At 42.3% G+C, this 13,002-nt stretch carries 9 protein-coding genes; 7 read left to right on the plus strand and 2 right to left on the minus strand.

Going from position 1 to position 13,002, the window contains the following annotated elements; genetic code table 11:
* The first annotated feature begins 27 nt into the window (after positions 1-27).
* The 3 genes from ACPEGP_RS11120 (at position 28) to ACPEGP_RS11130 (ending at position 4,648) form a co-directional block, all read left to right on the plus strand.
* Positions 28-2,142, plus strand: coding sequence for an acetyl/propionyl/methylcrotonyl-CoA carboxylase subunit alpha (locus ACPEGP_RS11120; protein WP_423813456.1), 2,115 nt, complete (start codon positions 28-30; stop codon positions 2,140-2,142).
* Between the two features lie 194 nt (positions 2,143-2,336).
* Positions 2,337-3,257 carry a hydroxymethylglutaryl-CoA lyase gene (locus tag ACPEGP_RS11125; protein ID WP_423813457.1) on the plus strand — a complete coding sequence of 307 codons (921 nt, stop codon included), beginning with the start codon at positions 2,337-2,339 and terminating at the stop codon, positions 3,255-3,257.
* A gap of 203 nt (positions 3,258-3,460) precedes the next feature.
* Complete coding sequence (locus ACPEGP_RS11130; RefSeq protein WP_423813458.1) at positions 3,461-4,648, plus strand: isovaleryl-CoA dehydrogenase; 1,188 nt, start codon at positions 3,461-3,463, stop codon at positions 4,646-4,648.
* A gap of 201 nt (positions 4,649-4,849) precedes the next feature.
* Here ACPEGP_RS11130 and ACPEGP_RS11135 read toward each other — a convergent pair whose 3' ends face one another.
* Both ACPEGP_RS11135 and ACPEGP_RS11140 read right to left on the minus strand, forming a co-directional pair.
* Positions 4,850-5,578, minus strand: coding sequence for a pantothenate kinase (locus ACPEGP_RS11135; RefSeq protein ID WP_191691494.1), 729 nt, complete (start codon positions 5,576-5,578; stop codon positions 4,850-4,852).
* A gap of 59 nt (positions 5,579-5,637) precedes the next feature.
* Positions 5,638-6,666, minus strand: coding sequence for a biotin--[acetyl-CoA-carboxylase] ligase (locus ACPEGP_RS11140; protein ID WP_423813459.1), 1,029 nt, complete (start codon positions 6,664-6,666; stop codon positions 5,638-5,640).
* 204 nt (positions 6,667-6,870) lie between these two features.
* Here ACPEGP_RS11140 and ACPEGP_RS11145 point away from each other — a divergent pair, with 204 nt between their 5' ends.
* The 4 genes from ACPEGP_RS11145 to ACPEGP_RS11160 all read left to right on the plus strand — a co-directional run bounded on the left by ACPEGP_RS11145 (position 6,871) and on the right by ACPEGP_RS11160 (position 12,983).
* Positions 6,871-7,677: a sulfite exporter TauE/SafE family protein gene (locus ACPEGP_RS11145; RefSeq protein ID WP_423813460.1), complete on the plus strand. Its 807-nt coding sequence runs from the start codon at positions 6,871-6,873 to the stop codon at positions 7,675-7,677.
* Between the two features lie 104 nt (positions 7,678-7,781).
* Positions 7,782-9,959 (plus strand): restriction endonuclease subunit M, encoded by a 2,178-nt coding sequence (locus ACPEGP_RS11150; RefSeq protein ID WP_423813461.1) that lies wholly within the window; start codon positions 7,782-7,784, stop codon positions 9,957-9,959.
* Entirely contained in the window at positions 9,952-11,448 is a 1,497-nt protein-coding gene (locus ACPEGP_RS11155; RefSeq protein WP_423813462.1) for a restriction endonuclease subunit S, read from the plus strand. The genes ACPEGP_RS11150 and ACPEGP_RS11155 overlap by 8 nt, the downstream gene beginning before the upstream one ends.
* On the plus strand, positions 11,448-12,983 hold the full coding sequence (locus ACPEGP_RS11160; RefSeq protein ID WP_423813463.1) for a hypothetical protein: 1,536 nt from the start codon (positions 11,448-11,450) through the stop codon (positions 12,981-12,983). Before ACPEGP_RS11155 ends, ACPEGP_RS11160 begins: the two co-directional genes overlap by 1 nt.
* The last annotated feature ends 19 nt before the right edge of the window (positions 12,984-13,002 follow it).

Raw genomic sequence — 13,002 nt, forward strand, 5'->3', positions numbered from 1 at the left:
TAAAAACGATAAGTTACAGGGATAGTTATGTTTTCTAAAATTCTAATCGCCAACCGTGGTGAAATTGCTTGCCGTGTTGCTGCGACTGCCAAGCGTATGGGTGTTCGTACCGTCGCTGTTTATTCTGATGCCGACCGCGGCGCCAAACACGTTGCTGTCTGTGATGAAGCGGTTTATTTAGGTGGTTCTGCACCAAAAGACAGCTATCTGAAAGGCGATGCGATTATTGCGATTGCCCTCGATGTTGGCGCCCAAGCAATCCATCCAGGCTATGGTTTTTTAAGTGAAAATGCGGACTTTGCTCAGGCTTGTCAGGATGCAGGTTTGATGTTTATTGGCCCATCTGCCGACGCGATTCGGGCGATGGGCGGCAAGTCTGAGTCCAAGCGTTTGATGGAAGCGGCTGGCGTGCCCTTGATACCGGGTTACCATGGCGACAATCAAGATGCAGGATTCTTACAACAGCAAGCAGACAGTATCGGTTATCCCGTCTTAATTAAAGCCAGCGCTGGCGGCGGCGGTAAAGGCATGCGTATTGTAGAAAATAGCAGCGATTTTATTGACTTACTAGATTCCTGTCGCCGTGAAGCGATTACCAGTTTTGGTGACGACCAAGTACTGATTGAAAAATATGCCCTAAAACCTCGCCATATCGAAATTCAAGTATTTGGCGATATGCATGGCAATTATGTGCATTTGTTTGAGCGAGATTGCTCGGTACAGCGCCGCCACCAAAAGGTATTAGAGGAAGCGCCAGCACCCGGTGTTGACGCTGCCATGCGTGAAGCGATGGGAACAGCGGCAATCGAAGCGGCGCGTGCGGTCAATTATTTTGGTGCAGGTACGGTTGAATTTATCGTTGAGCAGCGCGAAGGGGCGATGAATTTCTATTTTATGGAGATGAATACCCGCCTGCAAGTGGAGCATCCAGTTAGTGAAGCGATTTCGGGTGTCGATTTGGTCGAATGGCAATTGTTGGTCGCAGCAGGTAAGACGTTACCGAAAAAGCAAGACGAGTTAACCATAAATGGTCATGCTATCGAAGCGCGTATCTGCGCTGAAAATCCTGACAATGGCTTTTTGCCAGCGACGGGTACTTTATTTACCTATCAAAAGCCTGAGCACAGTACCTTTAACGTTGCCGATGTGCGTATCGACGATGGCGTGCGCGAGGGCGATGTGATTAGCCCGTTTTACGATTCGATGATTGCGAAGCTTATCGTCCATGCGCCTACTCGCGAGCAAGCATTGGCGAAACTCGACCGCGCACTCGCTCAAACGCGCATCGTTGGTTTGCCAAATAACGTGGCGTTTTTGCGCTATATCTTAAATACTGAGTCGTTTAGCCAAGCCAATCTGGATACGGCGCTTATCGAGCGTGAGGCGGACGAGCTGTTTAATCAGCATCCGCTTGATTTATCGACACTCGTGGTGACTGCCATTACGCAGCAGCTTGCTAGTGAAAGCGCAGCACAAGGCTCAGACATCGATCCATTTAGTAAGCCGACTGGTTTCCGTGCTTATAGTGATTATACGCGCTCGTTTGGCTTGGTTTATGATGAGCAGGCCTACCAGGCACGTATTAGCAACTGGCATAATGTAAATAGTTCGGAAAGCAAAAAAGGGGCTGAAAATAGCAGTAGCTTTACCTTAGTGATTGAAAAAGAAATCGCAAGTACCGAAGAGAAAACCAATGCCAATGTCGCCGCCCAGACAGAAAAAGTCTATGAAAGTGAAATTAACTATGCCAGTACTGACGCGCACAATCATACCTTATGGCTAGATGGCGTACGTATCAGCGCCCAAAGCTGGACAAATAATGAAACCGTTTATGTATTCACCGATAGCGGCCGTGACGAGATTACGCTGATTGATATCATGGCGCACGTCGGCGAAGAGTCTGCGGCAGTCGGTAGCTTGAAATCACCAATGCCAGGACAAGTCGTTGCCTTTAAAGTCGCGGTTGGCGATAGTGTGAAAAAGGGCGAGCCACTTGCCGTTATCGAAGCGATGAAAATCGAACATACCATTACTGCACCGACGGATGGGGTGGTAGCAGAATTATTATTTGCCGCGGGTGATTTGGTTGCTGATGGTGATGAGTTACTGCGTATCGATACTGAGACGACTGAAGACGAGTAACTGAGGTACTGATAACGTAACATAGCCAATTCAATATAAAAGTGGTTCGTTTAAAATAGCGCTCTGCTGGTATAAATTTCCTCGCTTGCTGTGCGCTTCGCACTCCAGAGGCTTCGCAAAATTTATCCCAGCAGTCCTGTGATATTTCTAAATGAAATCTACTATGAAAAGGCGCATAAAAAAGGACGATAAGCATGAAACTCTCGTACCCAGACCACGTCAGAATCGTTGATGTTAGTCCACGTGATGGCCTGCAAAATGAGTCCATGACGGTGCCGACTTCGGTTAAGCAAACGCTGATCAACGATTTAATTACAGCAGGCGTCAAAAAGCTCGAGGCGACCAGTTTTGTTTCGCCAAAATGGGTGCCGCAAATGGGTGATAATAGCGCGCTACTCGAAGCATTAGCGCCCGCGCGCCATGCCGATGTTTGTTACTCGGTACTGGTGCCAAATATGCGCGGTTTTGAAAATGCTATTGTGCATCGCCCCGATGAAATCGTTATTTTTGGTTCAGCCAGTGAAACCTTTAGCCAAAAAAACATCAATTGCAGTATTGACGAAAGCATTGAGCGTTTTGCGCCCGTTGCCGCTGCGGCAAAAGCGCAGGGTATCAAAGTACGCGGCGTCATCTCTTGCACAGTCGGTTGCCCTTATGAAGGCGAGATTGCTCCTAGCGAAGTGGCTTATGTGACCAAGCGTTTGGTTGAGATTGGTGCTGAGCAGATTGGTATTGCCGATACGATTGGGGTTGGTACGCCATTAAAAGTACAGCGCGCCCTGCAAGCCGCTTTAGAATACGCTGATATCAGCATGCTATCAGGACATTTTCATGATACTTATGGTCAAGCCGTGAGTAATACCTTGGCTGCTTTACAGATGGGCGTTAGCGAATTTGATACCTCAGTGGCTGGGCTTGGCGGCTGTCCGTATGCCAAAGGCGCAACGGGCAATGTCGCCACCGAAGATGTCGTCTATATGCTGCACGGTATGGGCATCCACACGGGCATTGATTTGGATAAATTGGTCGTGGCTGGCGAGCGTATCAGTGAATTCTTGGGTCGCCGCAATGGTTCAAGCGTGGCGCGTGCATTGATTAATAAACGTCAGTCTTAACTAAAAAATCAAGCCAGTCATAAGCTAAATGAATAGAAATAAATGAACAGAAATAAATAAATAGATAGCTGGTATAAATTTTTGAAGCCTCTGGAGTGATGCAGTCGCACAGCAAGCGATAAAAATTTGTACCCGCTATATGGTCTCTTTTTAAATGGATCTAAATTTTTAAGATTTAAAACTTTTACATACAAGGAATGACTATGAGTTTACCTGGATTAAATTTTCAGCTTGGCGAAGATATTGATGCATTACGTGATGTGGTGCAGCAGTTTGCGGCAAAAGAAATTGCCCCGCGTGCAGCCGAAATCGACAGCAGCGATGAGTTCCCAATGGATTTATGGCAAAAAATGGGCGAGCTCGGTCTGCATGGCATTACCGTTCCAGAAGAGTACGGCGGTTCTGATATGGGTTATGTCGCGCATATGGTGGCGATGGAAGAAATCAGCCGAGCCTCTGCTTCTGTGGCGCTCAGCTACGGGGCGCATTCTAACCTGTGTATCAACCAAATCAAACGTAATGGCTCAGAGGAACAAAAGCAAAAATATCTGCCCAAGCTGATTAGTGGTGAATTCATTGGCGCATTAGCGATGAGTGAGCCAGGCGCTGGTTCAGACGTAGTGAGTATGAAGCTTAAAGCCGAAGAAAAAGACGGACATTATGTGCTAAACGGTAGCAAAATGTGGATTACCAATGGCCCAGATGCTGACGTAATGGTGGTTTACGCCAAAACCAATCCAGAGCTAGGCGCAAAAGGTATGACCGCCTTTATCGTTGAAAAAGGCATGAAGGGCTTTGGCACGGCGCAAAAGCTCGATAAGCTTGGCATGCGCGGTAGTCATACTGGTGAGATGACCTTTAACAATGTTGAAGTCCCTAAAGAGAATATTTTAGGCGGCTTAAACGAAGGCGTTAAGGTGCTGATGAGCGGGCTTGATTATGAGCGCGCGGTACTCGCCGCAGGTCCTATCGGTATCATGCAAGCGGTGATGGATAACGTCGTGCCTTATATTCATGATCGTAAGCAGTTTGGGCAAGCGATTGGTGAGTTTCAGCTGATCCAAGGTAAAGTCGCCGATATGTATACCATCTTGCAAGCGGGACGCAGCTTCTTATATACGGTCGGTAAAAACCTCGATATGCTCGATCAACGCGGCGCCAGTCACAGCCGCGAAGTACGTAAAGATTGCGCCAGCGTGATTTTATGGTGTGCCGAAAAAGCCACGTGGATGGCAGGTGAGGGCATTCAAATCTTTGGCGGTAACGGCTATACCAATGAATATCCACTTGGTCGCTACTGGCGTGATGCCAAGTTGTATGAAATCGGCGCAGGTACTAGCGAGATTCGCCGGATGCTAATCGGCCGTGAGCTATTTAACGAGACTAAGTAGAAATTATAGAATGTTCTTTATATACTAAACTCTTGCTCATGGGCTAATTTTTTCTTGCTTGCTGTTCGCAGGCGTGACAGACGATGCAAAAAAATCATCCCATAAGCATCTAGCATCGCTTTTAAATCGAATAAACTAAAAATAAAAAAGCAGGTCGCTTAAAACGGCCTGCTTTTTTTATTTATACAAACGCTCAAAACACTATGTCTGTTTGCTATGGTCAAAATAACGGGCCAGACCATTTAATAATAAATCATCGCGCATACGCACCGAACGATTGATATGTTGCGCAATGATATGCGCATCACCGCCGGTCATGATGAGCTCAAAGTTTGGATAACGGTTACTGATTTCATTAATCGCGCCAACGATGGACAACATAATGCCGCGATGGACGGCGTCTTTTGTGTTGATGCCGGGGCTCACGCTATCAAAAGTGCCATTAGAAATCGTAATTTGCTTGGTACCAGAAAATAACGACTCACGTTGCAGATAGATGCTGGGGAAAATATAACCGCCTAAATGCTCAGCGTGATCAATTAAATCAATCGTCACCGCTGTACCGCAACCAATCACACACTGGCGTTTTTTCTTATCCACCGCGCCTAGCATCTGTAGCCAGCGATCGCAGCCGAGCTGTTCGTCATCATAGGCGCTTTTCATCAAGGCATGCTCAGCATCGACGTGGACAAATTCAAACGGAATATTTAGGCGGCTCAAGGTTTCAGATACTTTTACATTTAAGTCATCGCCCAATACCGACGAGATACCAATAAAATCCGGCGCATAACGCGCAAAACGATCGGTCAGACCCATGAGCAGTTCGGCAGGCGCTTGCAAATGCTGCTTGGCATCGTGCGCAACTATCTGCCCGATATCATCGGTGAGCCAGTATTTAAGACGGGTATTGCCAAGATCTAACCAGAGCATAAAAATCCCTTTATATGGTGCTCGTTCAGTATGGTTTTTTAAGGGTGAGGCTGAAAGGTTTAAGCATCACCAATTACATCAATGCGACCGGTAAAAAGCGCAGAAATCTTACCGTTATATTCACGTAATTGCAAACATCCATGTGTATCAAGACCGCATGCATAACCGGTCAGCGTCTCGATATTGCCGTTGTAGTCTTGGGTGACGCGCAAACGCAGCCCTGCCAATGCATCCATCGCGTCAAACTGCGCCAAAAAACTGTCCAAATAATAACGCTGGCCGGTTGGCTTCTCCAATCCTAAATACTCAAAGCGGGTCATCGCTGCCATTAAAGCCTCACTCATTTGCTGATAAAGCGTTTTTAGGTCTGGAAGTGAAATAGGCGGCGCTTTTGGCTCAAGCATGGCACAAATATCTCGTAAGCTAATCGCTTGATAACTCATGCCCTCGCAAGTTTGCGCCGTAAGCTTAGGCGTAGCTTGCACATTTAGACCCACGCCCATCACCACGCCGACCAATTTTCCTGACTTCGTTACGGGCTCTATTAAAATGCCAGCGAGTTTATGAAAGGGTAGGGTTTGTTTGGTAGATTCAAGCGGCTTTAAAGTAGCGTCATTCAATTCAGTATGATTTTGATGAGAATATTGCTTTGAATATTGGTGTGAATAAAAGCCCAAATCATTGGCCCATTTTACCCCGATTGTTGCCAAGCCTTGCTTGCGCAATTGCTCGTTTAGCACTTGAATAACGGGCATTTTTGCCAATTCAACGCCGATAATCAGCGACAATAAACCGCTAATCGGTAGATGCACGGGATGATATAACGACAAATAAACATTGCCGCGCGGTGACTGCCATGAGCGCCCGTGTTGTCCGCGTCCAGCGCTTTGGGTTTCTGCTGTTAGTAGATGCATCTCGGCTGCATTTAAGCTGCCATTTTGCAGCGCTGTTATCAGCTCACTATTGGTCGAGGGGCTATTAATAAGATGGCGATGGTTAAGCTTAGGTAAATGCTCAAGCTCTAATGAATCAAATGACTCAAAAGGTTGGGCAGACAAAGCGTCAGATGATGGATTAAATGGCGGCATAATAAGTTTCGTCGATGGGATAAATTGGCGTGGATAAACTTTGATATACTGAGCGATTGTTGCTCATTACCAATACAAAGCAAACAGCATAAAGGTCGGATTATGATTTAGCAAATGCGATTGAGCAGGTAATGTTCGAGTGACTATACAATTAGATGATTATACGATTTTAATAAAAAAGACGCAGGATAAAAGGCCGATTTAATGATCTTATATGTGTGGTTTGTGATTGCAGGGGCGTTTGCTGGGGTCAGTGCAGGCTTGTTTGGGGTAGGCGGCGGTATGATTATTGTGCCCGCCTTGGTGTGGATATTTACCGCCTATGACTTTTCGCCTGATGTCATCACCCATCTAGCGATCGGTACCTCGCTTGCGACCATCATTGTCACCTCTATTAGCTCATTGACAGCACATAATAAGCGCGGCGGTGTGCGCTGGGAAGTCTGGCGCAAGATGGCGCTGGGCTTGGTCATCGGAAGCCTTGTCGGTGCCGGTATCGCCGATATGATCGATGGAAAAGTATTGCAAGCTATCATCGGTGTTGGTGCGTTATTGGTCGCGCTAAAGATGCTGTTTTTGTCTAACAAAGAGCAGCTCGGCAAGCCTTTGCCGCCTGCTGGCGTGCAGTTTGGCGCGGGCACAGGGATTGGTATGGCGTCCTCTATCTTTGGGATTGGCGGTGGTAGCTTGACCGTACCGTTTTTAAACTGGGCAGGACTGCCGATGAAACAATCGGTCGGTACGTCTGCTGCTTGCGGTTTGCCCATTGCCGTCGCTGGTGCGATAGGCTTTGCCTGGTTTGGTAAAGACGTGGTCAACCTGCCTGAGGGTACGATAGGATTTGTGCATATCACGGGCTTTTTATGCATATCTGTCGCTAGTTTTGCGATGGCAAAGGTCGGCGCCAAGCTTGCCCATGTATTGCCCGCGCTGATGCTGAAACGCGCTTTCGGCGTGCTGCTGTTATTCGCAGGCAGTCAGTTGTTGTTAAGTGGGATTGGGGTGTTGTAGAGATACAGAAAATTTATTCAAATAACCTATGTAAGCATGTACTAATATTCAAACACTAGCTACTATAGTCAGCTAACCTAATTCTAAAAATTTAAGGTATAACGATGTCGGATGAACCTATTAATTATCTTGAGCAAGGACTTCAACAAGGTATTATCGAGCTTAATGAAGATAAGAGTCGTATTACTTATTCTGGACATAATAAAAGCCGTGCGCTGAATCCAGAGGAGCAAGTACAAGCGAAGATATTTTGTCAGTTAGTCCTTAAATATGGATATCCAGTGAATCGTGTTAGATGCTTCGTGCCTGTCACTATGGGATCAAGTCAAAAAGAAGCTGATATTGTGGTCTACAATGACGATGCTTGCTTGCAACCTCATATTTTAGTGGAGTGTAAAAGAGAGGAGGTATCAGAAGCTGAGTTCAGACAAGCGGTCGAACAAGCATACTCTTATGCCTACTCTCTACCAAATAATACCAAGTGGATTTGGGTCACTTCAAAGATCAAAAATATTTATCTAAAAGTGGATAAGAGCCAGCAAACTCGTGAAGAAAGTCCAGATATTCCTGCTTTTGGTATTAGTACCGTTGCCCCTTATAAATTTGTAAAATACGCTGAGATATATAACAAAACTCATCAAAATCAACGCTTTTTTGACTTATCTACGGTTTTAGAATCTGAATTAACTCATCGATTTAAACAAGCACATAATGCACTTTGGGCGGGTGGACAATTAAACCCATCAGAAGCATTTGATGAATTGGATAAACTTATCTTTTGTAAGATTTGGGATGAGAGAAAAGCCCGCAAAGCTGGCGAGCCATACGATTTTCAAATTATTACGGAGCAGGGCATTGGTGAGACCAAAAAAGAGAAAGAAAGAGACGCCACGCAAAAGACTAATAATGCACTTTATGAGCGAATAAAAGCGCTGTATGAAGAAGGTCGCAAAGTAGATTCTGAGGTATTTAAAGATGATATTCGACTTAGCCCCAGCCGTGTAAGAACTGTCGTAGAATATTTACAAGATATTAATTTAAATGAAACTGACCTAGATAGTAAAGGTCGCGCTTTTGAAACCTTTATGGGATCGTTTTTCCGTGGTAATTTTGGTCAATACTTTACGCCTAGACCTATTGTTCAATTCATTACTGATGTACTCCCTATCAAACAGACAGATTATGTACTAGACACTTCATGTGGTAGTGGTGGCTTTTTATTGCACGCTTTAGAAAAAATTCGTCGTCAGGCAGATATCGACTTCGAACATGAGATAGGTAGCCCAAAACATTGGCGATACTGGCATGACTTTGCTGAAAAGCGTCTATTCGGCATTGAAATCAATGAGCAAATCAGTCGCGCAGCTAAGATGAATATGATTATCCATGATGATGGTCACACTAATGTCATTACCGCTGACGGTCTACTTAGAGACACCGAACTACAAAGGGTTTCGGGTAATAAAGATTTCAAATATAACAGTTTTGACTTTATTCTGACCAATCCACCATTTGGTAGTAGCGTCAAGCAAACTGAAAAAGCATACCTTGACACGTATAGCTTTGGTCAAAAAGACACTTCTTGGTTAGATTTAAAAAACAGCGGTGTTAAGGATAGAGGTTCACAAAGTACAGAAGTATTATTTATTGAGCAGTGCTACCAGTTTCTAAAGCCGTATGGTTATCTGGCTGTGGTATTGCCTGATGGCGTGTTAACGAATAGCTCATTACAGTATGTGCGCGATCAGATAGAAGACTGGTATCGCATTGTGGCAGTGGTGAGCTTGCCGCAGACAGCATTTACCGCTACGGGAGCAGGAGTCAAAAGCAGTGTATTGTTTTTGCGCAAATATCCTGATGCTTATACGCAAAAGCTTACGGATAATAAGCTGGCATTACAAACCAAACTGATTCAAGAGCAACGTTATAAAGCTCAATTAAAAGCAATCGATACAAATAAAAAACGCACTCTAGATAATCCTGATATCCCCTATACAGGCGATATAAAGGAATTTAAAAAGACTGATGACTATAAGGCTTGGAAGACTGATAAAACGGCTGAATATTCTGAGCATTTAAGCCAGCTCAAGCAGGATATGGAATATCTATATATTGAGCAAAAGCAAGTCGCTATGCCAGACTATCCTATCTTTATGGCGATAGCAGAGGATATCGGCTATGACGCTACGGGTAAGCCCACAGGTAATAATGAGCTGGAAGTGATAACCAAAGAGCTTGAGCGTTTTATTCGTGATGTGGTGGAGGGCGAACATTATGAGTAACTTTCAAGCATCGTTTCAGCTTGCGGATAATATCGATCAAGATAAAGTATTCTTGATAAATTTAAGTGATATAGATAAGCGTTTAGATACAGATTATTATCGTCCTGAGTTATTAACTATAGAAAAGAGAGTAAGTGCAAAAGCTACTAAAAAGTTACAGGATTTCGCTAATACCATGGCAAGCGGTGCCACTCCTAGTGTTTCTGAATCGAGTTATTATGCTGATAAAGAAACAGGTATTCCGTTTTTAAGAGTTCAAAACCTAACAATCAACGGTACATTAAATTTGGAAAACGTAAAGTTTATTTCTCATCATGTTCATGAGAATCAAATAAAACGTAGCCAAGTATCAGACAGCGATCTATTGATAAAAATAACTGGTGTAGGAAGAATGGCAGTAGCTTCTGTACCACCAAAAGGCTTTATCGGCAACACTAACCAGCATATGGTCGTACTTCGTACAAACGATAGAGAAAAAAGTCGTTATTTAGCAAATTATCTTAATTTAGATGTAGTTGAAAAATTAGCAAGTAGACGTGCAACTGGTGGTACGAGACCTGCACTAGACTATTCAGCTTTGCGTTCAATTCCAATTATAGAAAACATTGATTTTGAAGATTTGGAAAAAGCTAAACAACTATCAATTGAGAAAAAAACTGAAGCACAGAATCTGTTGAATAGTATTGACGATTATCTATTAACCGAGCTGGATATCAAAGTTCCCGATATTGACAACAGTCTATCTAATCGTATGTTTACCGTTCAAGCGAGTGAACTATCTGGCGGGCGGTTTGATGCTTATAGAAATAAGGTGTATTTTCAAGAATTGCAAAAAGTTTTAGAAAATCATACCAATGGTTCTGTACCTTTAAAAAAATATACGAAAAATATGGCGTCAGGACAATGGGGAGTAGATGAGGAAGACGGATACGATCGTGATATCTATACCAAGTGTCTAGTGATTCGTGCTACTGAATTTGATAACAATGGTAATTTATCGTTTGACGAAAACAGAATTAAGTATCGTCTGATAGAGAACAATAAATTCAAAAAGATGAATATTTTAGAACATGATTTGCTGATTGAAAAATCAGGAGGTAGTGAAAATCAACCTGTTGGTCGTATTGCAATCCTTACGAAAAATATTTTAAATGACTATGGCAATATTGCTTATTCAAACTTTGTTCAAAAGATTACAGTAAATTCAACTGCTATCAGTCCTGTATTCTTGTTTTATTATCTAAAAACTCTTCACAATATTAAATTCACGGAAAAAATGCAGAGTCAAACTAACGGCATTAGAAACTTAATAACTTCGGAATATCTTGATACTCCAATCATAAATGTCGATTGTCAAAAGCAACATGAGATAGTACAGCATATTGATCAAATTAGAGCTACTGCTGCTCAGTTACAGCAAGAAGCCAATGAGATATTGGCTCAAGCGAAACAAAAGATAGAACGTATGATTTTGGGGGAGGAAAATTAATGATAGTTTTGCGAGGATTATTAGAAAACGTATTAGGAAATTACCCCTGTATAAGAGGTTATGCAACCTTGGGCGATTTGGCTAAAATATCTAAAACTGACGAGAGTTTTCAAAGAGATATAATTCCTGAACATAAAGAAGCTATTACAAGTTTTTACGAAGTGGGAAAAAACGTCTTTTTCAGTGAAATTATTCTAGCTTTAAATATAAATAATGGTAACGTTAATTTTACCCATGACTCCATGTCTCAGGATATCTTAGTAAAAAACCCAGAGATAAAAGGGGCAATGATAGAGTTAAATGCAAACCAATCAAAGCCTATGGATCAAACTACCGACAACCCTAAAGTATTAAGGAATGTTGCTCTGCGTCTGAACACTGATTTTTTATTGCAAAACAAACCATTTGTTAGGATTGACGGCAATCATAGGTTACAGGCAGCTGAAGACTCTAATGAATCTAATCTTAATAAGATGTGCCCTTTTTGCATTATATTATTTAGTTACGATAATAGTTCAGATGATTTAAACCTAGATAGCAATATTCAAAGTATAGAGAAAGTACAGCAAAGTATTATCTTCCATAATATTAATTCGAAAGGTAGATCACTAACATCGGAAGAAGCTTTAAAAGGGATCTTTGATGCTTCAAGGTATGAAGACGATGACTTGAAGGCAGATATGGGCTGGGAATATGTTTTTGCTAGAAAAATCCACAATAACTTAAGCTTTGACCACTTACAAGACATTAAAAAGGTTTTCGAGTCAAAAGAAAGAAGTACTTTGGTTGAACTTGTTAAGTTCTTAAATGAAGAAAAGCTTGTTGAAGTTGATCAGGAAAACTCAGAGTTATTTAATAAATGTACTTCCTATGCTAATCAATTATATGGTGATAATTTAGATCTTAGTGATAATAAGACTATTTTTATAGCTGTTTTTTACTATGTATACCGAGAATTTAACGAACATCCTGAACGTTTATACAGTACTAATATCAAAGTAGTTAAGGCTTTTATAAATTGGTTGATTAATAATCATATGTGTAATGTAGTCTTAGAACATCCCCGTGAAATTGTAAAAATTTATAACAAGTTACACGATAAGGAAGTGAAAATTTTCATGGCTATGCCTTATTATAATCCGTCTTCAGTAAGGGATTATAATGACGCACTGGACACAGTAGTTGAAGAAATTAAGACTATTCATCCACATATAAACCTATCAAACTACAGGATTATGACTAATGACTCTCCAACCCATAATATAGTAGTTGATATTTTCGAAAAGATTGATAGTTGTGAAATTTTCATAGCTGATATTACAAATAATAATGCAAATGTGCTATATGAGTACGGTTATGCTAAGGGTAGAGATAAACCTTGCGTACTTTTACTAAACAAAAATGAGAAAAAAGAAGAAGCTAAATCTGATTATGGTTTAGATTTAAGGTTTGAGTTCAATGGTTATGGGTCATTAAAGGATAACCTTAAAGATCAGATAATTAGTACGCTTAAGAGTTTTAGCTATTTTCTCTAATATAGTTCAAAAATGACTT

Source organism: Psychrobacter sp. 219-2-C, from assembly GCF_049560815.1.
Classification (GTDB): domain Bacteria; phylum Pseudomonadota; class Gammaproteobacteria; order Pseudomonadales; family Moraxellaceae; genus Psychrobacter; species Psychrobacter faecalis.

Coding starts and splice junctions, on each gene's coding strand:
- ACPEGP_RS11145 (WP_423813460.1), top strand. CDS start 6,871: ATGATCTTATATGTGTGGTTTGTGATTGCAGGGGCGTTTGCTGGGGTC.
- ACPEGP_RS11155 (WP_423813462.1), top strand. CDS start 9,952: ATGAGTAACTTTCAAGCATCGTTTCAGCTTGCGGATAATATCGATCAA.
- ACPEGP_RS11120 (WP_423813456.1), top strand. CDS start 28: ATGTTTTCTAAAATTCTAATCGCCAACCGTGGTGAAATTGCTTGCCGT.
- ACPEGP_RS11140 (WP_423813459.1), bottom strand. CDS start 6,666: ATGCCGCCATTTAATCCATCATCTGACGCTTTGTCTGCCCAACCTTTT.
- ACPEGP_RS11130 (WP_423813458.1), top strand. CDS start 3,461: ATGAGTTTACCTGGATTAAATTTTCAGCTTGGCGAAGATATTGATGCA.
- ACPEGP_RS11150 (WP_423813461.1), top strand. CDS start 7,782: ATGTCGGATGAACCTATTAATTATCTTGAGCAAGGACTTCAACAAGGT.
- ACPEGP_RS11160 (WP_423813463.1), top strand. CDS start 11,448: ATGATAGTTTTGCGAGGATTATTAGAAAACGTATTAGGAAATTACCCC.
- ACPEGP_RS11125 (WP_423813457.1), top strand. CDS start 2,337: ATGAAACTCTCGTACCCAGACCACGTCAGAATCGTTGATGTTAGTCCA.
- ACPEGP_RS11135 (WP_191691494.1), bottom strand. CDS start 5,578: ATGCTCTGGTTAGATCTTGGCAATACCCGTCTTAAATACTGGCTCACC.